The organism is Verrucosispora sp. FIM060022 (genome assembly GCF_003977705.1).
Classification (GTDB): Bacteria; Actinomycetota; Actinomycetes; order Mycobacteriales; family Micromonosporaceae; genus Micromonospora; species Micromonospora gifhornensis.
In genome coordinates this window covers 252,689-272,970 of the sequence record NZ_RQIV01000009.1, presented here as the reverse complement: position 1 = coordinate 272,970, position 20,282 = coordinate 252,689, and the positions used below count along the sequence as shown (strand labels likewise).

At 71.3% G+C, this 20,282-nt stretch carries 22 protein-coding genes; 8 read left to right on the top strand and 14 right to left on the bottom strand.

The window, feature by feature from the left end; genetic code table 11:
• Nucleotides 1-313: 313 nt before the first annotated feature.
• The gene (locus EG812_RS23225; RefSeq protein ID WP_043719459.1) at nt 314-520 is read left to right on the top strand and encodes a PspC domain-containing protein; all 207 of its coding nucleotides are present in this window, start codon (nt 314-316) and stop codon (nt 518-520) included.
• Nucleotides 521-687: 167 nt separating this feature from the next.
• Here EG812_RS23225 and EG812_RS23220 read toward each other — a convergent pair whose 3' ends face one another.
• The 6 genes from EG812_RS23220 to pdxH all read right to left on the bottom strand — a co-directional run bounded on the left by EG812_RS23220 (nt 688) and on the right by pdxH (nt 5,617).
• Complete coding sequence (locus EG812_RS23220) at nt 688-1,431, bottom strand: DUF4230 domain-containing protein (protein WP_126712742.1); 744 nt, start codon at nt 1,429-1,431, stop codon at nt 688-690.
• 145 nt (nt 1,432-1,576) lie between these two features.
• Complete coding sequence (locus EG812_RS23215) at nt 1,577-1,882, bottom strand: type II toxin-antitoxin system VapB family antitoxin (protein WP_013731128.1); 306 nt, start codon at nt 1,880-1,882, stop codon at nt 1,577-1,579.
• A 189-nt stretch (nt 1,883-2,071) separates the two neighbouring features.
• Complete coding sequence (locus EG812_RS23210) at nt 2,072-2,674, bottom strand: nitroreductase family protein (protein WP_126712741.1); 603 nt, start codon at nt 2,672-2,674, stop codon at nt 2,072-2,074.
• Nucleotides 2,675-2,733: 59 nt separating this feature from the next.
• Nucleotides 2,734-3,660 (bottom strand): aldose 1-epimerase family protein, encoded by a 927-nt coding sequence (locus EG812_RS23205; protein ID WP_126712740.1) that lies wholly within the window; start codon nt 3,658-3,660, stop codon nt 2,734-2,736.
• A gap of 35 nt (nt 3,661-3,695) precedes the next feature.
• The gene (locus EG812_RS23200) at nt 3,696-4,994 is read right to left on the bottom strand and encodes an MFS transporter (RefSeq protein WP_126712739.1); all 1,299 of its coding nucleotides are present in this window, start codon (nt 4,992-4,994) and stop codon (nt 3,696-3,698) included.
• Nucleotides 4,991-5,617 carry a pyridoxamine 5'-phosphate oxidase gene (gene pdxH, locus EG812_RS23195; RefSeq protein ID WP_126712763.1) on the bottom strand — a complete coding sequence of 209 codons (627 nt, stop codon included), beginning with the start codon at nt 5,615-5,617 and terminating at the stop codon, nt 4,991-4,993. Before pdxH ends, EG812_RS23200 begins: the two co-directional genes overlap by 4 nt.
• 278 nt (nt 5,618-5,895) lie before the next feature.
• Between pdxH and EG812_RS23190 the strand changes: the two genes are divergently transcribed.
• The 3 genes from EG812_RS23190 to sepH all read left to right on the top strand — a co-directional run bounded on the left by EG812_RS23190 (nt 5,896) and on the right by sepH (nt 9,841).
• Nucleotides 5,896-7,002: a citrate synthase 2 gene (locus tag EG812_RS23190; protein ID WP_013731123.1), complete on the top strand. Its 1,107-nt coding sequence runs from the start codon at nt 5,896-5,898 to the stop codon at nt 7,000-7,002.
• A 340-nt stretch (nt 7,003-7,342) separates the two neighbouring features.
• Nucleotides 7,343-8,470, top strand: coding sequence for a phosphoserine transaminase (gene serC / locus EG812_RS23185; RefSeq protein WP_126712738.1), 1,128 nt, complete (start codon nt 7,343-7,345; stop codon nt 8,468-8,470).
• 288 nt (nt 8,471-8,758) lie between these two features.
• A complete protein-coding gene (gene sepH, locus EG812_RS23180; RefSeq protein WP_013731121.1) occupies nt 8,759-9,841 on the top strand; it encodes a septation protein SepH in 1,083 nt (360 codons plus the stop codon).
• A 131-nt stretch (nt 9,842-9,972) separates the two neighbouring features.
• Here the strand turns inward: sepH and thpR are convergent, their stop codons facing one another.
• The 5 genes from thpR to EG812_RS23155 all read right to left on the bottom strand — a co-directional run bounded on the left by thpR (nt 9,973) and on the right by EG812_RS23155 (nt 14,620).
• Nucleotides 9,973-10,545 (bottom strand): RNA 2',3'-cyclic phosphodiesterase, encoded by a 573-nt coding sequence (thpR, locus tag EG812_RS23175; RefSeq protein ID WP_126712737.1) that lies wholly within the window; start codon nt 10,543-10,545, stop codon nt 9,973-9,975.
• 92 nt (nt 10,546-10,637) lie between these two features.
• Nucleotides 10,638-11,141, bottom strand: a complete 504-nt coding sequence (locus EG812_RS23170) for a hypothetical protein (protein ID WP_126712736.1) — start codon at nt 11,139-11,141, stop codon at nt 10,638-10,640.
• A 91-nt stretch (nt 11,142-11,232) separates the two neighbouring features.
• Nucleotides 11,233-12,510 (bottom strand): MFS transporter, encoded by a 1,278-nt coding sequence (locus EG812_RS23165; protein ID WP_013731118.1) that lies wholly within the window; start codon nt 12,508-12,510, stop codon nt 11,233-11,235.
• A gap of 78 nt (nt 12,511-12,588) precedes the next feature.
• The gene (locus EG812_RS23160) at nt 12,589-13,038 is read right to left on the bottom strand and encodes a MarR family winged helix-turn-helix transcriptional regulator (RefSeq protein WP_043719449.1); all 450 of its coding nucleotides are present in this window, start codon (nt 13,036-13,038) and stop codon (nt 12,589-12,591) included.
• A 106-nt stretch (nt 13,039-13,144) separates the two neighbouring features.
• Nucleotides 13,145-14,620 carry an NCS2 family permease gene (locus tag EG812_RS23155; RefSeq protein ID WP_126712735.1) on the bottom strand — a complete coding sequence of 492 codons (1,476 nt, stop codon included), beginning with the start codon at nt 14,618-14,620 and terminating at the stop codon, nt 13,145-13,147.
• Between the two features lie 91 nt (nt 14,621-14,711).
• Here EG812_RS23155 and EG812_RS23150 point away from each other — a divergent pair, with 91 nt between their 5' ends.
• Nucleotides 14,712-14,954, top strand: coding sequence for a DUF2530 domain-containing protein (locus EG812_RS23150; protein ID WP_013731115.1), 243 nt, complete (start codon nt 14,712-14,714; stop codon nt 14,952-14,954).
• Between the two features lie 34 nt (nt 14,955-14,988).
• Here the strand turns inward: EG812_RS23150 and EG812_RS23145 are convergent, their stop codons facing one another.
• Nucleotides 14,989-15,825 (bottom strand): DUF3027 domain-containing protein, encoded by an 837-nt coding sequence (locus EG812_RS23145; RefSeq protein ID WP_043719444.1) that lies wholly within the window; start codon nt 15,823-15,825, stop codon nt 14,989-14,991.
• Between the two features lie 87 nt (nt 15,826-15,912).
• Between EG812_RS23145 and EG812_RS23140 the strand changes: the two genes are divergently transcribed.
• The 3 genes from EG812_RS23140 (at nt 15,913) to EG812_RS23130 (ending at nt 19,221) form a co-directional block, all read left to right on the top strand.
• Nucleotides 15,913-17,559, top strand: coding sequence for an MFS transporter (locus EG812_RS23140; protein ID WP_043722704.1), 1,647 nt, complete (start codon nt 15,913-15,915; stop codon nt 17,557-17,559).
• Nucleotides 17,556-18,206: a futalosine hydrolase gene (locus EG812_RS23135; protein ID WP_013731112.1), complete on the top strand. Its 651-nt coding sequence runs from the start codon at nt 17,556-17,558 to the stop codon at nt 18,204-18,206. The genes EG812_RS23140 and EG812_RS23135 overlap by 4 nt, the downstream gene beginning before the upstream one ends.
• Before the next feature lie 166 nt (nt 18,207-18,372).
• Nucleotides 18,373-19,221: a 1,4-dihydroxy-6-naphtoate synthase gene (locus tag EG812_RS23130; RefSeq protein ID WP_126712734.1), complete on the top strand. Its 849-nt coding sequence runs from the start codon at nt 18,373-18,375 to the stop codon at nt 19,219-19,221.
• Here the strand turns inward: EG812_RS23130 and EG812_RS23125 are convergent.
• Both EG812_RS23125 and EG812_RS23120 read right to left on the bottom strand, forming a co-directional pair.
• Nucleotides 19,182-19,568 carry a cold-shock protein gene (locus tag EG812_RS23125; protein ID WP_013731110.1) on the bottom strand — a complete coding sequence of 129 codons (387 nt, stop codon included), beginning with the start codon at nt 19,566-19,568 and terminating at the stop codon, nt 19,182-19,184. The two genes, EG812_RS23130 and EG812_RS23125, sit on opposite strands and share 40 nt — an antisense overlap.
• A 28-nt stretch (nt 19,569-19,596) precedes the next feature.
• The gene (locus EG812_RS23120; RefSeq protein WP_126712733.1) at nt 19,597-20,220 is read right to left on the bottom strand and encodes an HAD family hydrolase; all 624 of its coding nucleotides are present in this window, start codon (nt 20,218-20,220) and stop codon (nt 19,597-19,599) included.
• Between the last annotated feature and the right edge of the window lie 62 nt (nt 20,221-20,282).

Here is a 20,282-nt window from a genome sequence, read left to right as displayed (position 1 = left end):
GCCGACGATGGACCATGCGCTGGAAAGCACCCCTGAACGCCTTCCAGATCGCCTTCGAAGGCCGACTCACCCCGGCCAACAACTGACCACCTCAACAACCAAGATCAGCCGTTAACTTGACACTCCCGGGCGGGGGCGGGGGGGGTGGGGCGGGTAGGGGTGGGTGGGTAGGGGTGGGGATAGGGAGGAGGGCGCGGGTATGTACCTACGGGTGGGCTGGGGAAGGTTCGTTCTCGGGACGGAGGGCGGGGGCAGGTCCTGGCCCTAGCGTTGACGCCAAGAGCGGCGGATCGCCGCAGAGGGGACTACCACGATGAGTCGCAAGCTTGTACGGCCCCGGCAGGGGCGCATGTTCGCCGGTGTCTGCGCCGGCCTGGCCCAGCGTTTCGGCATGTCGGCCGGGATGGTCCGGCTGCTGTTCCTGCTGTCGCTGCTGCTGCCCGGCACCCAGGTGATCATCTACCTGGCACTGTGGATCATCATGCCCAACGAGGACCGCTACCTCGCAACCGCCCGCTGACCTCCCCCACGCCGGGCTCTCGCCCCCCCCTGGGCACCCCCACGCGGGGCACCCCGCACGCGAGGCGCCAGGCAACTTCGGGGAAAGTGCTGCCAAACGGGGGCCGGAGGCAGCAACTTCCCCGAAGTTGCCCCACCGACCGGATGGGCCGGGCGGTGGGGCAGCGGTCAGGGGGCTACGTAGGTGACGGTGACGTGCTCGAAGCCGAGGGAAGCGAGCAGGCCGACCAGCATCTTGCGGGTGTTCTCCTCTGCCCGGGCAATTAACCCGCTGTCCCGTGCCGCAGCGGTGATCCGGTCCTCGGCGAGCTGGTAGACCTGCTGCTGCCGGTTCGGGTCACCGCCGATCAGGTCACCGACCCGGTTGAGCAGGCCCCGCTCCTCCGCGAAGACGTAGCTCTTGTCCAGGTCGAGGTTGGTCTCGGCGAGCTGCGGGGCCGGCAGCTTGATCTCGACGGACTTGCCGTCGGCCGACTGCACGATCGCCCCCTCGGTGAGGGTGCCGAAGTCGACGTACGCCTCGACGCTGCCTGATCCGACGAAGAGCGTGCGCTGGTTGAGCAGCCAGTCCGGCACGCTCCGGCGGTCGTTCTGCAGGTCGACGACGACCTGGAAGTTGCCCTCGGCGGCCACGTAACGGCTGAGATCCTGCATCGACTCCAGCAGCGCCGGCTGACTGCGGTCGGTCTGCTCCTTGCTGAAGGGATTGCGGAACTCGGGCAGGATCCCGGTGGTCTGCACGCCGAGCAGCACCACCACGGCGAGTGCGGCCGCGCCGAGCACCCAGAGCAGGGCCCGTGCGGCACCGCCGCCCGATGGCGGCGGGGGCGGAACATCGGACCGGTCGTCCGGGTGCAGGTCAGTGTCGGGGAACCTGCTGGTGGGCTCGTTGATGTCGCCGTCGCGTGCCATCGCCCTCACCGTCCTTGTCAGACGCGTTGTCTGTGATGACGGTAAGCCCCCTGTACGACAGCCGCTCGCCGAGTCACCCGATCGCGTGTCTGCGCAGGTCAGACCGCATGAACGTCTACTTGCCCGACGCTATGGGACCGACCGGTCACTCCACCGACTCGGCCAGCACGAACACCCGGGCGTGGATCTGGTTGCGCTGCTGCAACGCGGCGCGCAGCGCGCGGTGCAGGCCGTCCTCCAGGTAGAGACCACCGTTCCACTGCACCACGTGCGGGAACAGGTCACCGTAGAAGGTCGAGTCCTCGGCGAGGAGCTTGTCCAGCGCCAACTCGCGCTTGGTGGTGATGAGCTGGTCGAGGCGCAGCGGGCGGGGCGGGATCTCGGCCCATTGCTTGAGTGTCAGGTTGTGTTCCGGGTAGGGCCGCCCGTCCCGGACCGCTCTGAAGATCACGACGGCACGCTCCCCTCCCCCTGCCCGGGTCGTACCACGACGCCGACGCGGGTCGCGGCACGGTGCCGCGCCCCGCGGCACCGATGTCGGTGCCAGCGTAGCGGCCCCCCGCACCTCACGTTCTGCTCCCTGGTGCCAGTTTCGCTACCGGTAGTCCGGTTCTCAACAGGACGAAACCACCCGTTCGGGTCAGCTCCACCGTCCTCGGCGGACCACTTCGTCCACCGGACGACGCCCTCGACGCAGTGAGGGTGACCGATGGTCGGGTGCGCGATAACCGACAGTGACAGCCCCGATCGGGTGGTACTCCTCCGGCACACCGAACGCCTCCCGGTAGGGCTCCAGCCGCTGCGGCGGAATCCCGAAGAAGCAGGAACCCAGTCCCTCGTCGACCGCCGTCAGCATCATCAGCAGAGCGGCGAAACCGGTGTCGATGTACCAGTACGGCACCGGCCAACGGTCCGTCGAGCGGTCCGCCCAGCCCTTGTCCGCTTCGGCGTACCGGTCGAGGTAGACCGAGCGGTTGGCGTGCGGCACCACGATCAGCGGAGCGCGGCGCATCCCGGCCAGCCACCGGCCCGTACCGCCGCCCTCCGGGGTGGCGGCTGCCCAGAACCGCTCCCGGTCCGCCGGTTCCTCCAGCACCAGGAACCCCCAGCCCTGGGAGAACCCGGCGGACGGGGCCCGCACCGCGTGGTCCAGCAACCGTTCCACGACTTCCGGCGGGACCGGGCGGTCCGGGTCGTAGTTACGCACCATCCGGCGTCGCCGGACGACGTCCGCGAACTCCACCTGTCTCTCCTCGATGCTGGGCCGGGGCGGCCGACGCCGGGCGGTCGGCCGACGTCCGTTCAGACTCCGGGCCGGATTCCCCAGGCACCCCGCCAGGTCTCGCCGGGTGCCAGGACGATCAGATCCCGACCGGACCGGAACGCGTCCGGCGGGCAGGTCATCGGCTCCACCGCCACCGACCGCCGGAACCGCTCACCGGTCAGTGTGTCGCCCGTGTAGACCTGCCACCAGCCGAACTGGGCGTCCGCCCAGATGCTCAGCCCGCTGGACCCGTCCGGGCCGCGCAGCGTCACCGCCGAACCGTCGTCGTCGCGGGTCACTTCCCCGAAGGCGAGGTCCAGCACCGCATCGCCGATGCGCCGCGGCTCGGTGTAGTCGTACTCGGTGCCGGCCACCGGGGTCACGCCGACCGGCAGCAACCGCCCGTCCACCAGCATCCGGCTCCGCCCGGGCACCTGCAACGCGATCTCCTCCACCGGTACGCCGGGCAGGCGCAGGTACGGATGCACCGAGAAGCCGAACGGCACCGGCTCGACCCCGATGTTGGTCACCTCGTGCTCGCCGCGCAGCCCGTCGGCCCCGACGCTCCAGCGGGTACGCAGACGCAGCGGCCACGGGTATCCCGGCTGCGGCGGCAGGTCGAAGCCGATCGTGACCTCGTCCGGCTGCTGCTCGATCAGGTGCCAGGACGACCAGTTGACCAGGCCGTGGAGGGCGGTGTTCCGCTCCGGCTCGGTGATGTTGAGCTGCAACGACCGCCCGTCGAAGGTGTAGACCCCGTCCCGGATCCGGTTGGGCCAGGGCGCGAGCACCTGACCGGCCGAACCGGGGCAGATCTCGTCGGTGGCGTACCCGTCGACGTACTCGACGCCGTCCTGGCGGTAGGTGCGCAGCCCGCCACCCACCTCGACGATGACCGCCTCGTGACCGGCGGCGGCAATGGTCCACTGTGCCCCGGAGAGGGGACGCGGCTCACGGCTATCCATGTCGCCAGACCCTAGCTTCCAGGTCGGCTCTGCGCTCACTGCGGTCGGCGGTCACCGGTCTGGAGCGCCGCCCGGTAGCGGGTCAGCGCCGGGAACGCCACGGCGAGCAGCACCGCCAACACCGCCGCCGCCAGACCACCGCCCACCCAGGCCACGCCGCTGCCGAAACCGGCCGCCATGGCTCCCGCCCGCAGGTCACCCAGGCGCGGGCCGCCGGCCACCACGACGGTGTTGACCCCTTGCAGCCGTCCACGCATCCGGTCCGGGGCGTACACGATCAGCATCGACTGCCGTACCACCGAACTGACCAGGTCGGCCGCGCCGGCCAGCACCAGCAGCGCGACGACCAGCCAGAGCTGGCGGGCCAGCCCGGCCAACGCCACCGCGACGCCCCAGCCGACGACCGCCAGCACCAGCACCAGCCCCTGCCGGCGGACCCGGCCGATCCAGCCGGAGAACAGGCCGGCGAGCAGCGACCCGATGGCGATCGAGCTGTACAGCCAGCCCACCGCCGCGCCGCCACCGAAGCGCTCGGTCGCCACCTCGGGAAAGAGCGCCCGGGGAAAGGCGAACACCATCGCGATCAGGTCGATCGCGAAGGAGAGCAGCAGCACCGGCGCGCCGGCCAGGTAGCGGAAGCCGTCGACGATGCTGCGCAGCCCGGCCTGCCGGGGCGCACCGTCCGGGTCCGGCTCGGGTGGCATCGCGGGCAGTCGCAGCGCCGCCCAGACCAGCGCGACGAGCAGCGTGGCGTCCAGGCCGTACGCGACGGGCAGCGCGATCCCGAGCTCGAAGACGGCGAGGATCAGACCCGCGGCCAGCGGGCCGAGCACCGAGGTGGCCATCGCCGTGGTGAAGTTCAGCGTGGTGGCGGCGGGCACCAGCTCGACCGGTACCAGCCGGCCGACCAGCGCGGCGCGGGCCGGACTGGCGATCGCGAACGACACCGAACTCAACGCCACAAGCGCCAGCAGCAGCATCGGACTGCCGACGTCCAGCAGGGCCTGCGCCAGCAACCCCAGGACGGACACCCAGAGCAGCACCGAGCCACCCAGCAGCACCCGACGCCGGTCGAGGGCGTCGGCCACCGCGCCGCCCCACAACCCGAAGACCAGCAACGGTACGAAGGCAGCCACGCCGAGCAGCCCGACCCAGAGCGAGTCCTCGGTCAACGCGTACATCTCCACCGGTACGGCGACCGCGGTGAACTGGAACCCGAACATCGCGATGGCGTTGCCGACCCACAGCCGCCGGTACGCCGGCACCCGCAGTGGGCGCAGGTCGATCGCCCAGCGGCGCTGCTCACGCTGCCGGGAGGTGTCTTTCGAGGTCACGGGGCCAGCCGCTCCACGACCCAGTCGCTGTCGGTACGGCGGAACCGCAGCCGGTCGTGCAGCCGACTGGCCCGCCCCTGCCAGAACTCCACCGAGTCGGGGCGTACCCGCAGGCCACCCCAGTGCTCCGGGGCGGGGATCGGCGCCACCTCGGCGAAGCGCTGCGCCGCCGCCCGGTAGGAGTCGTCGAGCGCGGCCCGGTCCGGCAGCACCGACGACTGGGTGCTGGCCCACGCGCCGAGCTGCGAGCCGCGCGGCCGGCTGGCGAAGTACTCCTCGGTCGTGGCCCGGTCGATCCGCTCCACCGACCCGGTCACGATCACCTGCCGCTGCATCGGAAACCAGGGAAACACCAGGCTGGCGTACGCGTTGACAGCCACCTCGGCGCCCTTGCGGGACCGGTAGTTGGTAAAGAAGACGAAGCCCTGCTGGTCGTACCCCTTGAGCAGCACGGTGCGGGCGCTCGGCCGACCGGCGGCGTCGGCGGTGCCCACCACCATGGCGTTCGGCTCCGGCAGCCCGGCGGCCACCGCCTCGGCGAACCAGCGATCGAACTGGGTGCACCAGTCACCGGCCAGGTCGGCTTCGAGCAGCCCCGATCCGGCGTCGTACTCGTGGCGCATGCCCGATGGCGGTGGTGTGTCCCCCGTCACGTGTCCTCCCCTGTCCGTCCGGCGGATCCGCCCCCGACCAGCCCGTACGGTCAAGTCTCGCCGAACCGACGACGGGCGGCTCATCCGGGGATGTCGTGTGCAGCACATCGACAGTGGGTCGCACACCCGGTTACCAGCAGGCAAGATGTCACGAACACATCCGGAGAGGGTCGCCTAGGGCGCTCACCCGGCCGGGGCCGGGCACCGAGCCTGGGCGGGCGCACCGACCACACACCAGGAGTAGTGAGATGGCCGATTTCAAACCCGGACTCGAAGGCGTCGTAGCGTTCGAAACCCAGATCGCCGAACCTGACCGTGAGGGCGGCGCGCTGCGCTATCGCGGGGTCGACATCGAGGATCTGATCGGCCAGGTCTCCTTCGGCAACGTCTGGGCCCTGCTGGTCGACGGCCGGTTCGGGCCCGGCCTGCCGCCGGCCGAGCCGTTCCCGGTGCCGGTGCACTCCGGCGACATCCGGGTCGACGTGCAGTCCGCCGTGGCGATGCTCGCCCCGTACTGGGGTCTGCAGCAGATGCTCGACATCTCCGACGAGCAGGCCCGCGAGGACCTCGCCCGGGTTTCGGTCACCGCGCTGTCCTTCGTCGCCCAGTCCGCTCGGGGTCTCGGCCTGCCCGCAGTGCCGCAGAAGGAGATCGACAAGGCCTCGACGGTGGTCGAGCGCTTCATGAAGCGGTGGCGTGGCGAGCCCGACCCCCGCCACGTCAAGGCCGTCGACGCGTACTTCATCTCGGCCGCCGAGCACGGCCTGAACGCCTCCACCTTCACCGCCCGGATCGTCGCCTCCACCGGCGCGGACGCCGCCGCCTGCATCTCCTCGGGCATCGGCGCGCTCTCCGGCCCGTTGCACGGCGGCGCGCCGTCGCGGGTGCTCAGCATGCTGGAGGCGGTCGAGCGCAGCGGTGACGCCGAGAGCTACGTCAAGGGCGTCCTCGACCGGGGCGAGCGGCTGATGGGCTTCGGCCACCGGGTGTACCGGGCCGAGGACCCGCGCGCCCGGGTGCTGCGCCGTACCGCCAAGGATCTGGGTGCCCCCCGGTTCGAGGTCGCCGAGGCGCTGGAGAAGGCGGCGCTGACCGAGTTGCAGGCCCGCCGGCCGGACCGGGTACTCGCCACGAACGTCGAGTTCTGGTCCGCGGTCGTCCTCGACTTCGCCGAGGTACCGGCCCACATGTTCACCTCCATGTTCACCTGCGCCCGGATGGGCGGTTGGAGCGCGCACATCCTGGAGCAGAAGAAGCTCCAGCGCCTGGTCCGCCCCTCCGCCCGCTACGTCGGGCCGGGCCCACGCAAGCCGCACGAGGTCGACGGCTGGGACGCCGTCCCCCACGGCGTCTGAGGTGTAAGGAAGGGCCCCTTCTTAACGTTTCCGGTAGAGGAGGGGCCCCCTCTTAACACCCCGTTTCCGGCTTGTGGCGCCGCAGCGGCCGTCCGGGTCGTGGGCGGGCGGATCGTCGGCGTACGCCCGTGGCCGACACCGATGTGGGCCAGGCCACGGGCTGTGGCGGACGACTCACGGTTCGGGGTGAGACGAGCGCCCGGACGGGTACCGGCGGGTGCGAGGATGAAGGCGGCAGTGCCGCCGGAGGGTGTGATCACGCACCCACACGCGCACGCCGATCGGTCCACTCCCACCTGCTCACCCGGGCCCCGACCCATGCGGAAGGATCTTGAAAACCGTGGCTGACGCTCCGACCATCCGGATTCCCGACGAGATCAAGCCCGCCGACGGCCGATTCGGCTGCGGGCCGTCCAAGGTCCGTCCGGCGGCGGTCTCCGCGCTCGCCGAGGTGGCCACCAGCTACCTGGGCACCTCGCACCGGCAGAAGACCGTCCGCGACCAGGTGGCCCGGCTGCGCTCCGGAATCGCCGAGTTCTTCTCCCTGCCCGAGGGCTACGAGGTGATCATCGGCAACGGGGGTACCACCGCGTTCTGGGAGGTGGCGACCTTCGGCCTGATCCGCGACCGGGCACAGTTCGCCAACTTCGGCGAGTTCGGCGCAAAGTTCGCCAAGGCCGTCAAGGACGCCCCGTTCCTCGGTGAGCCCACGATCCGCAAGTCGGACGCGGGCAGCGCACCGACCCTGGTCGCCGAGGCCGGCGTGGACGTCTACGCCACCCCGCACAACGAGACCTCGACCGGTGTCGCGGTGCCGATCAACCGGGTGGCCGGTGCCGACCCGGGCTCGCTGCTGCTGGTCGACGCCACCTCCGGCGCCGGTGGCCTGGAGGTCAACGTCGGCGAGACCGACGTCTACTACTTCGCGCCGCAGAAATGCCTCGGCTCCGACGGTGGCCTGTGGCTGGCCCTGATGTCGCCGGCCGCACTGGAGCGGGCCGCCGAGGTCAAGGCCTCCGGCCGGTACATCCCCGCGTTCCTGGACCTGGTCACCGCGATCGACAACTCGCGGCTGGAGCAGACCTACAACACGCCGGCGCTGGCCACCATCTTCCTGGCCGCCGAGCAGACCGACTGGATGAACTCCCAGGGTGGGCTGGCCTGGGCGGCCAAGCGCACGGCCGAGAGCGCCGGCATCGTGTACGGCTGGGCCGAGCGCTCCGCCGTCGCCACCCCGTTCGTCGCCGACCCGGCGCTGCGCTCCAACGTGGTCGCCACCATCGACTTCGCCGACGGGGTGGACGCCACCGCGATCGCCAAGGCGCTGCGCGCCAACGGCATCGTGGACACCGAGCCGTACCGCAAGCTGGGCCGCAACCAGCTGCGCATCGCGCTCTTCCCGGCCGTCGAGCCGGCCGACGTGGAGGCGCTGACCGCGTCCATCGACTACGTGGTCGAGCGGCTCTGACCCGACGTTGAGCCGATGGGCCCGGTCGACTCCGTGGGGTCGCCGGGCCCATTACGCTGAGCGGACCGGCCGGGCTGCGGCAGTGCCGTGCACTGTCGTACCGTTGCTGTCGGCGGCCGGCAACTGACCGGCCACACAGCTCTCACCAGCACCGAAGAAGGCTGCTCAGCACGAGTTGCCCGGGCGTGGCGTCTCCCACCTGGACCCGGATGGGCGTACCGTGGTCCTCAACGCCCCGGGTGGCCGGCTCGTGGCGTACGGCCAGCGAAGCGGGACGGAGGCAACGCGATGCGCCCAGTACGCTTCGTCGCCCTCTCCGAGGACGGCCAGGCCCTGGTGCTCGCCGACGAGGTCGGGCGACTGCTCGCCCTGCCCATCGACGAGCGCGTCGCCGGAGTGCTGCACGCCGAGCCGGGTGCACCGACGCTCGCGGTGGCACCGACCACCGCCGACCCGGTGCCGTCGCTGTCCCCTCGGGACATTCAGGCCCGGATCCGTTCCGGCGAGTCCGCTGAGGACGTCGCCCGCATCGCGGGGGTACCGGTCGACCGGGTGCTCCGTTACGCCGGCCCGGTGCTCCAGGAGCGGGCGATGCTCGCCCAGCACGCTCGGCGTACCCGGCTCAAGGGTGCCGAGAAGCCGACCCCACTGGCCGAGGTGGTCAACGGACGACTCGCCCAGCACGGCATCGACACCGAGAAGATCTCCTGGGACGCGTGGCGGCGCGACGACGGCACCTGGCGGATCGTCGCCACCTGGCCGTCCGGCAAGGCCACCGCGCAGGCGGTCTGGGATCTGGACAAGACCCGTCAGTCGGTGACGCCGCACGACGACATGGCGCAGTACCTCTGCGCCGAACGCCCCACGCCCATTCTCGGCCAGGAGCCGGCACCGGAGCGGGGCGGCCACGCGCTGCCCGGTCCGTCGCGCGGCGAGCCGAGTCGGGGTGGCCACGGGCTGCCGACGCCGGCCGAGTCGGGCCGTACCGGCCGTGACCCGATCCGGGCCGGCCGGGACGCCCTGCTCGCCTCACTCGATCGGCCGCTCGGCTCCACGTCGGGCCGTGGTCTCGAACCGCGGACCCCGGCCGCACTTGCCGGATCGCCGGATTCGCCCCGGCAGCGGGCGGTCTCCGGCGGCGCTGCGGCGCTGCTCGGCGGTGGTCAGGGCTCGGCCTTCGACGACGACGCGGACGCGCCGAAGGAGGTGCCGGCCGTACCGTCGCTGGCTGTGCTGCGCCCTCGCCGTACCAACACGCCGGCCGCGGCCGCCGCCGACTCCACCGAGCCCGGCAGCAAGCCCCGCAAGCGACTGCCCAGCTGGGACGACGTCCTCTTCGGCACCGGCCCCGCCGCCCGCGAATCCTCCTAACCCCCGCACCCACCACACCCCGCACCCCGCACCCCCTGCCCCGCGCGGCCCCGCCCTTGCGGCAATACCCGGCATTTCTGCGACCAAAAGTGCAAGATCGGCGCAGGGTGTGGGGGGTGTGGGGGTGGGGTTTAGAGGGGGTAGGTGGTGAGGGGGTGGTGGGTGGGTGGGGGGCCGGGGTGGGTGTGGACCAGTACCAGTTCGGTGGCGGGCCAGGGTGGGCCGAGGTAGTTGTCGAGTACGGCCAGGTCGGCTTCGACGTTGTGGGGTGGCATCCGGTCGCCGGGGCGGGCGATGGTCAGGTGCGGGCGGAACGGCTTGTCGTCGCTGGGCACCCCGATCGCGGCCAGTCCGCCGCGGACCTCTCCGGCCAACGCTGCCAGACGATCGACGTCGCCGTGCACGTCGACCCAGAGTACGGTGCTGCGGCCCGGCCCGAATCGGCCGCCGCCACCCAGCCGCAGCATGGGCGGCGGACCGCCACCGGCCGTGGCAACGGCGAGCCGTAGGGCCTGCTGCACGGCGGTCAGCCGGGTGGGATCGACCTCGCCGAGAAAGGCGAGCGTGAGGTGGGCCTTACCGGGGTCGACCAGCCGTACGTTCGTTCCGGCGGCTGCCGCCGCGCTGAGCCGCAGCCCGGCGACCTCGCTGAACAGGTGCCCGATCGCTTCGGCAGGCGGATAGACCGCGATGAAGAGTCGCACCGACGCAGGATGTCAGCTAGGACCGGAACGCAACGACCGACCGCAGCGGCGTCGGCGAACATCGGCCGACGCGAGCACACACCCGCAGCCGTTCAGGAGTGGCGCTGGTGTTGGCCGGGTCGGGTGGCCGGCAGGCGCAGGCCGGCGGCGTCCAGTTCGCCTTCGATCCGGACCCGTTCGATCTGCTGGTCGATGCCGGTCAACTCGGCCAGGTGTTCGGTGATGCCCAGCGCCCGGCACGCCAACCGGAGTCGGTCGTCGTACGCGTCGAGGACGCTGCTGTGCCACACCACTGCCGCACCACCGACCCGGTCCCGACGCAGGCAGCGCAGGTCCGCCGCGAGTTGCTCCAACGGACGCCGGTCGGGCCGGTCGAGGGCGTCGAGGGCGTCCGGGTCGGCGAGATCCTCGACGGCCACCGCCTGATTCAGCCGGGTGATCAGGCGCCGTTCCCGTCCCCGTTCCCGCCATTCGGCGAAGCGGCAGGTGACGCGGTCGAGGACCTCGTCGGCACAGAGCACGAGGGCGATCAGCGCCGGTACGCAGACCACGGCGGCCAGCGCCAGGGACAGCAGCAGCAAGCGCAGGAACTCCACCCAACGAAGCTATGCCGTTGCGGAGCGTCATGCTGCTGATTTTCGGTTTCTGACCGTCCCGGCGCGGACCGCCTCGGCCGTGGTGACCCGCTCAGGCCTCGGTGACGTAGAAGCGGGGCATCGGCAGGACCCGGAACCGTACCCGGGCACCGTCGCGGCGCAGCTGCCAGGCGAGCGCGAGCAGGGCGGTGGCGAGGGAGACCAGGCCGCCTGCCCAGATGCTGACGCCGGCACCGAAGGTCTCCGCGACCCAACCCACCAGCGGCGCGCCGATCGGGTTGGTGCCCAGGAACACCAGCACCCACAGCGCCATCACCCGGCCGCGGAACGCGGCGTCGGTGCCGAGCTGGACCCGCTGGTTGGCAGCCTGGGCGAAGTAGACCATGAAGAAGCCGGTCGGCGGCAGCAGCGCCACGACCGTCCAGTAGGTCGGCGCGAGCCCGACGAGGGTGCCGAAGACGGCGCAGGCGATCGCGGCGCCGAGCACCAACCAGACGGACGGGCGGCTACGTCGGCCCGTACCGGCCAGCGCACCGGCCAGCGCACCGACCGCGAGGGTGGTGCTGAACAGGCCGAACGAGGCCGCGCCGGTGTTGAACACGGTCTTCGCCAGCGCCGCCAGGGTGAGCTGGAAGTTGAACAGCGCCATCCCGATCACCGACATCACCACCATCGGCAGCAGCAGGTCGGGGCGTCGGCCCACGTACCGCAGCCCGTCCATCACGGTGGCGGCGGCCCGTTCCTCACGCGGGGGCAGCGGAGGGCGGTACAGCTCGGACGACCGCATCTGGATCACTGTGACCAGGGGTGCGATCGAGCTGAGCGCGGTGACCATGAAGACCGGCCCGACGTCGAACGCCGCGATGGCCAGGCCGGCGACGGCCGGTCCGACGATCCGGGCGGAGTTGAAGACGGCCGCGTTGAGCGAGAGCGCGTTGGGCAGCAGCCGGGTGCCGACCAGTTCGGAGACGAACGCCTGCCGGACCGGGGTTTCCACCGCATTGGCCACGCCGAGCAGGGCGGCGAAGACGAAGACGTGCCAGAGCTGCACCAGGCCGGTGACGACAAGCACGCTCATCGCCAGCGACAGCACCGTCCAGAAGGCGTTGGCGACGAAGAGGAGCATCCGCTTGTCGTACCGGTCGGCGAGCCGGCCGGAGATCAGCGTGAGCAGCAGTACGGGGGTGAACTGAAGCGCGACCACCACACCGAGCGCGGTGGCCGAGTCGTCGGAAAGCTCGAGGACCAGCCAGTCCTGGGCGATGAACATCATCCAGACGCCGATCAGTTTGACCAGTTGCCCGGATGCGAAAAGCCGGTAGTTGCGGACCTGTAAGGACTGGAACATCGTGCTCAACCGTGCCTGCACTCTCGGTGCGCCTCCTCGCGGTGGTACGCGTCGTCGACAACGGACGGCGCGGCGCGAAGCACACTCGGGTGTGCGGCGTCAGGCGCGGGAGATCTGCTGGAGAATCTCTGCGGCGTGTTGCAGAGTCTCCCGGTCGGCATCGCTCAGCTCGGTCAGGCGGCGGGCCAGCCATTCATCTCGGACCCGCTCGAACTGGTCGAGCACGGCCTGGCCCCCCGCGGTCACCGCGAGGATCACCTGCCGGCCGTCGGTCGGGTGGGGGGTGCGCTGCACGAGGCCGCGCTCCTCCAGCTTCGCGACGATCTTGGTCATCGTCGGTGGCTGCACCCGTTCGACGTCGGCGAGTTCCCGCGGCGTGAGCGCTCCACCCAGCCGGATGCTGGTGAGCGCGGACAACTGGGTGACCGTCAGGTCACCCACCGGCCGGGCCTGGCGGACCCGCCGGTTGAGCCGGGTGATCGCATCACGCAGCTGATGGGCCAGCTGCGCCGGTGGCATGCTCTGCGCCGTCACCGTCCGCTCCGTCACGATAGTTAGCCTAACTAATGAGCTCGCCGGACCGCAGCGAATATGACCACCCTCACCCGACTCGGGCCAGGTGTGAGCGGATCACACCTGGCCCGGGTGCGGAACGTCAGAACACCAGCGCCTCGATGGGACCGCGCAGGAAGTACACCACGAACAGTGCCGCCACTGCGTACAGCAACGGATGGACCTCACGGGCCTTGCCCTTGGCCAGCTTGATCACCACGTAGGTGATCAGGCCGGCACCGATGCCGTTGGAGATCGAGTAGGTGAACGGCATCAACACGATGGTGAGGAACGCCGGAATGGCGATCTCGTAGTCGGACCAGTCGATGGTCCGTACCGCGGTCATCATCAGGAAGCCGACCACCACCAGCGCGACGGACGCCGCCTCGAACGGCACGACCACCACCAGCGGGGCCAGGAACATGGCCAGCAGGAACAGCGCGCCGGTGACCAGGTTCGCCACGCCGGTGCGGGCGCCCTCCGCGACACCGGCGGCACTTTCGATGTACGCGGTGTTGCTGGAGACGCTTGCCGCACCGCCGGCCGCCGCGCCGATCGAGTCGACAAGCAGGATCTCCTTCGCTCGCGGCGGGGTGCCCTGCTCGTCGAGCATGCTGCCTTCCTGCCCGACCGCGACCATCGTGCCCATGGTGTCGAAGAAGTCGGTGACCAGCAGGGTGAAGATGAACATCAGCACGACCAGCCAGCCGGCCCGCTCCCACGAGCCGAGCACGTTGAACTGACCGAGCAGCGACAGATCCGGCAGGTCGACGGGGTTGCTGGGCAGGGTCGGGACGTTCAGCGACCAACCCTTCGGGTTCGGCACGCCGTTGACGAAGGACGGGCCGACGTTGCCGAGCGCCTCGACCACCATGGCCAACGCCGTCGAGGCGAAGATGCCGATCAGGATCGCGCCCTTGACCCGGCGTACCACAAGCACCAGGGTCAGCAGCAGACCCAGCACGAAGACAAGCGTCGGCCAGCTGGCCAGCTTGCCGCCGATGCCCAGACCGAGCGGCACGGTGCTGTTCGCCGCGTCCGGGATGCGGCGGACGAAACCGGCGTCGACCAGACCGATAATGGTCAGGAACAGGCCGATGCCGACACCGATGGCCGTCTTCATCTGGGTCGGCACCGAGCGGAACACGGCGGTACGCAGGCCGGTCAGCACCAGCACCGCGATGATCACACCCTCGATCACCACCAGGCCCATGGCGTCGGCCCAGGTCATCTGCGGCGCGATCTCGTACGCCACCAGGGCGTTGACGCCGAGGCCGGCGGCGACGGCCAGCGGGAACCGGCCGACCACGCCCATCAGGATGGTCATCAGGCCGGCGACCAGCGCGGTGGCCGCGGCGATCGCCGGAATCGCGAGGGCCTTGCCGTCACCGTCGACGGCACCACCGAGGATGAGCGGGTTGAGCACCACGATGTACGCCATCGTGAAGAAGGTGGCCAGACCACCCCGTAGCTCGCGGGTCATCGTCGAGCCACGGGCAGTGACCTCGAAGTACCGATCGAAGCGGTTGACCGGCCGACTGGGGTCGGGCGGTGTGTTGTCGAGCGGCGCTACTGACATCAGGAAACCTCACAGCGAATGATCAGGTCGACGCGCGCATCGTCCCAGATGGCAGGCGGTCGGCGGAAGTTCGGTCGCGTACTCTGAGCAGGTGCCGAAGCAGCAGCCGCGACCTGAGCCACTCGATCCGCCGATGGTGCCGTTCGCGCTGGCCGGCATTGTCGCGTGGGCGGTGGCCGGGCTGGTGCTGCTCCTCTTCCGGGACCGGCTGGCCGCGAGCGGGCACGAGGACTGGCTCTGGATCTGCCTTGCCGGGTTTCTGTGGGGCTTCCCCGGTCTGGCCGTGATGATGCGGCACGACGCCCACCGACGCCGCCGCCGGGCCGCCAACTGACCACCACCCCGGCCGGAGGGCCGACCGAGGTTGATCAGGAGTGGCCGTACGGCTCCGCAGGCTCGCCCGACTCGACCGACCCCGGTGCCCGGGATACCGACATCGGCTCCACCGCACTGTCGTCGTAGACGGCAGGCACCTCCTCCACCGCCGTCTCGGCCTCGACAAGCGTCTCCGAGTGCGCGCCACAGCCGTGGTCAGTGCTGACCACCCGGCCGTCGTCCGGGGCGTAAAAGTTGCCACAGACTCCGAAGCACTGCCGCAACTGCCCGGCGAGCGGGAGGTAGAAACCGCAGGTGCCGCACCGCGCGGCGGCCGGGGCGGAAGTGGAGATCGGCGCCGACGGGCCGTGGTCGCCGTCGTACCAGCGCTGGGCCGCCTCGGCCCGCCCCTCCCGCGACAGCACCCGGGCCCGGCCCAGGCCCAACTCCCAGGCGGTCTCCTCCACCGCCGGGTCGTCGGAGAGCAGGTAGCCGGGGGCGAGCCGCTCGTCGTCGGCGGGCGTGGGCAGCAGATCACCCGGACCGAGATCACCGGGCTTGAGCCGCTCCTGCCACGGCAGCCAGCCGGGCGCGAGCAGCGCGTCCGGCCCGGGCAGCAGCACGGTCTCGCAGATCGTCACGGTACGGCTGCGCGGCACCCGGGTCACCGTGACCGCCCACCGCCAGCCGCGATAGCCGGCCAGCAGGCATTCGAAGTAGTGGGTGACGAGCCGATCGCCCTCGGCGACAGCCTGGAGGTGCTCACCGACTTCGGTGGCGTCCACCTCGGTGATGCCGGCACGCGCCACCTCGACGGCGGCGGCGCAGACCTGATCGAGACGAGCGGCGCGGGCGGAGACAGGCCTGGTCACCCAACCATTGTTCCCCATGGGTGGGGTCGACCGTGAGGCACTCCCCAGAGGTGTTCTCCGACAGTGGTGCGGCATCCGGCCAGACGATAGGTCAGGATGGGTGCCATGCCGCTGTCCTCCCACTCCGAGCGGTCCCTCCTGGGGCGGACCGTCGGCACCGGCATCCGTGCCATTCGGCTGCTGTTCCGCGGTTCGGTCAACGGTGGCCGCTGGGTGACACGCAGCGCCGCCCGCGCCCGGGCCCGGGGTGCCGGCGGCGAGACCGGCATGGTCCGCATGTTCGATCTGCATGCGGTCTCCTGCGCCGGGGACACGCTGATCGCCATCGGCCTCGCCGGCACGATCTTCTTCAACGTCCCGCTCGGCGAGGCCCGCAGCAAGGTCGCCCTCTACCTGCTGGTGACCATGGTGCCGTTCGCCATGCTCGCCCCGGTGGTCGGGCCGCTGCTCGACCACTTCCGGCACGGCCGGCGGTACGCCCTGGCGACGACCATGCTCGGCCGGGCGTTCCTGGCCTGGATGATCTCCGATTACATCCACGGCTTCGGGCTCTATCCGGCGGCCTTCGGGGTGCTGGCGCTGTCCCGGGCGTACGGGGTGGCCCGCTCCGCGGCGGTCCCCCGGCTCCTGCCCGAAGGGCTCGGCCTGTCCCAGGTCGGCGCCCGAGCCAGCGTGTACGGCACGGTCGCCGGTGCCCTGGTCGCGCCGATCGGTCTGGCCGCGTTCTGGTTCGGGGCGCAGTGGCCGTTACGGGTCGCCTCGGTCATCTTCCTGGTCGGCATGGTGATCGCCCTGCGGCTGCCGCCCAGGGCCGACTCCGAGCCACCCGAGCGGGTGCCCCGACCGTTGCGGGCGCTGCGACGAGCCACCGGCGACCGCCCGCTGGGGCGAGGACGTCCCGCCGGCCGCCTGGTGATCTCGAACCTGGTCGGGGCGGCGACGCTACGCGCGCTCTACGGCTTCCTGCTGCTCTTTCTGGCCTTCACCATCAAGGCCGGTGACCTGACCACTGTGCTGTTCGGCCGCGACCTGGGTGACAAGGGTGCGTTGGGCCTGGTCGGCGGGGCACTGGCCGTCGGCACCTTCCTGGCCACCGCGCTCGGCACCCGACTACGCATCCACCGACCGACCGCGCTCCAGTCCAGCGGCATGATCATCGTGGCCGGGGTGGCCGTCCTCGCCACGTTGTACTTCTCCCTGCTGATGGTCACCCTGCTCTGCGTGGTCGCCGCGATGATGAGCGGCATCGCGAAGCTCGCCGTGGACGCCTCGATCCAGGAACGCATCCCGGAACGGCTCCGGGCCAGTTCCTTCGCCCACTCGGAGACGGTGTTGATGCTGGCCTTCGTGGCCGGCGGCGGGCTGGGACTCGTACCGTTCCATGGTCGGATCGGTATCGCCGTCGCCGCCGGGGTCGGGGTGCTGGCCGCCGCACGGGGGCTGCTGATGGCGCACCGGTTGCGCGCCGAGCGGCTCTGTGGCCGGCCGCTGACCGACGAGGAACTCAAGGCCACGGAGCGGGACGCCGACGCCCGGGCCGCCAAGGATCAGGCCGACCGGGACCGGAAGGCCGCCGAGGACGCCGAGGACATTGCGCCCACCTCCCCCGCTCCGGTCCAGGGCGGTTCGACCCCGCCGGAGCCGGATCTGGCGCCGCCGGGCTTCCACATCTACCGGCCCTCCTCGACGGTCACCGGGTCCGGCAGCGGTGAGGACGAGCCGCGTCGCAGCTCGCCGGGGTCGGTGTCGTGACCGATCTGCTCGTGGTCACCGCGGTACCCGCCGAGGCCGAGGCGGTCCAGGCCGGCCTCGACGGCTCGACCGTCGTGGTGGTCCCGGTCGGTGTGGGACCGGCCGTCGCCGGTGCGGCGACGGCCCGACTGCTCGCCTTCGCCGAGGCCGCCGGCCGGCCGTACCGTGGGGTGGTCAGCGCGGGCGTGGCCGGTGGCTTCGCCGACCGGGTGGCGGTCGGTGACGCGGTGCTCGGCAACCGATCCGTCGCCGCCGATCTGGGCGCGGAGTCACCCGAGGGCTTCATCCCCATCGACGAGCTGGGCATGCCGCCCGAGCTTCTCGGCTGCGGCCCGACCGTGCCCGCCGACGCGGAACTGCTGGCCACCCTGCGTACGGCGTTGCCGTCGGCCACCGTGGGCCCGGTGCTGACCGTCAACACCGTGACCGGCACCGCGGCCAGCACCGAGGCGCTACGCCGACGGCATCCGGACGCGGTGGCCGAGGCCATGGAGGGGTACGGCGTGGCCGTCGCCGCCCGTCATGCCGGCGTCCCCTTCGTCGAGCTGCGTACCATCTCGAACCCGATCGGCCCGCGCGACCGCGACGCCTGGCGCCTGGGCGACGCCCTCGCCGCCCTGACCACCGCCGCCGTCGCCCTACGCTGACCGCTCGACCAGTTCGGCCGACTCCGCCACCATGCCGTTCGACCCCCGGATGTCCACCTGTGGACAACCCTGTGGACAAGTGGACAACCAGCGGTGGGATGTGACCGGGCAGGCGCGACCGCCCGCCGCCCGACGTCGTCCGAGAGGACGGGGATACGGTGGGGACGTGGCGCTCTCGATGGCGATCTCGCCCTGCCCCAACGACACGTTCGTCTTCCATGCGCTGGTGCACGGGCAGGTGCCCGGAGCACCGACGGTCGAGGTGACGTACGCCGACGTGGACGTGACGAACACGGCGGCCGAGCGCGGCGCGTTCGACCTGGTGAAGGTGAGCTACGCGGCGTTGCCGTGGCTGCTGGACGACTACGACCTGCTGCCCTGCGGCGGTGCGCTGGGGCGGGGCTGCGGGCCGCTGGTACTGACCCGAGCGGATCGCGACGGCGGGCCCGACCGCACCGACCTGCGCGACGCCACCGTGGCGGTGCCCGGTGACCGGACCACGGCGTACCTGCTGTTCCGGCTCTGGTCGGCCGGAAGAACGCCGCGGCGCATCGAGGTGGTGCCGTTCCACGAGATCATGCCCGGCGTCGCCGCTGGGCGGTACGACGCCGGGCTGGTGATCCACGAGGCCCGCTTCACCTACCCGCGCCACGGGCTGACCGCGCTTGTCGACCTGGGCGAGTGGTGGGAAGGCGACACCGGCCTGCCGATCCCGCTCGGGGCCATCCTGGCCCGGCGCGGCGTGGTCGACCCGCAGCAGGCCGCCGGCTGGATCCGGGAGTCGGTCCGGCAGGCCTGGGCCGACCCGGCGGCCAGTCGGGCGTACGTGCTGGAGCACGCCCAGGAGATGGAGCCCGACGTGGTGGACCGGCACATCGGCCTCTACGTCAACGAGTTCACCGCCGACCTGGGAGAGGCCGGGTTCGCTGCCGTCGAGGCGCTGCTCGGCCGGGCCGCCGACGCCGGGCTGGTGCCTCAGACCTCCAGCTCGCGGGCGACCGCGTGGACCAGTTGAGCGATCTTCTGGGCCGTCTTGCGATCCGGGAAGCGCCCCCGGCGCAGGTCCGGCTGGACCTTCGCCTCCAACACCTTGATCATGTCTTCGACCAGGCCGTGCAGCTCCTCGGCCGGACGGCGGCGCAGCTCCGCCACGGACGGCGGGGCCTCCAGCAGCTTGACACCCATCGCCTGCGTGCCGCGCCGGCTGTCGACCACACTGAAGTCGATGCGCTGGCCGCCCTTCAGGTCGGTGACACCCGCCGGTAGCGCGGCCTTTGGCAGGAACACGTCGCCACCCTCGTCACTGGTGACGAACCCGTATCCCTTGGTCGCGTCGTACCACTTCACTCGACCCGTAGGCACCTGAAATCCCCTGCTTCGCTTGAGACGTCTACTGCGTCAAGGCTAGCCGGATCATGCCGTCGAGTGCCGCCGGGAATCCGGTGAGATCGGGCAGCACCGCCGCGGCGTCGGCCGCCCGCAGCTCATCGACGGAACACGGGCCGGTCGCGACCGCGATTCCGGGCACGGCCGCAGCCTTGGCGGCCACCATGTCCGCCACGTGATCGCCGACATAGTATGTCGCACCGTGCTCGCGCAGCGCCGCCGCCTTCTCCTCGGCGAACAGGTCGCCGGCCAGCTCGTCCACGGCCAGCCCGAGATGGTCCAGGTGCAGCCTGGCCAGCCGACCGAGCTTCGACGTGACCACGACCACCCGTCCGCCGCGCTCGCGTACCGCGTCCAGGGCAGCCCGGGCGCCGGGCAACGGCACCGTCGGCGTGATCGCGTACGCCGGGTAGAGCTCCCGGAAGACGCGGACCGCCTCGTCGACCTGCTCGGGCGGGAACCAGTGGGCGATCTCGGTGCGCAGTGGCGGACCGAGCCGGGACACCGCCGCCTCGGCGTCGACGGGAACACCGGTCTGCGCGGTCAGCGCACGATAGGTCGCGGCGATGCCGGGACGGGAGTCGACCAGGGTCATGTCGAGGTCGAACCCGACTGTCAGAAGGGGCATCCTGGGAAAGCTACCCGGTCGGCCCCCAGGGCAGCCCGGTCGTCCGGTGGGCGCAACCCGGC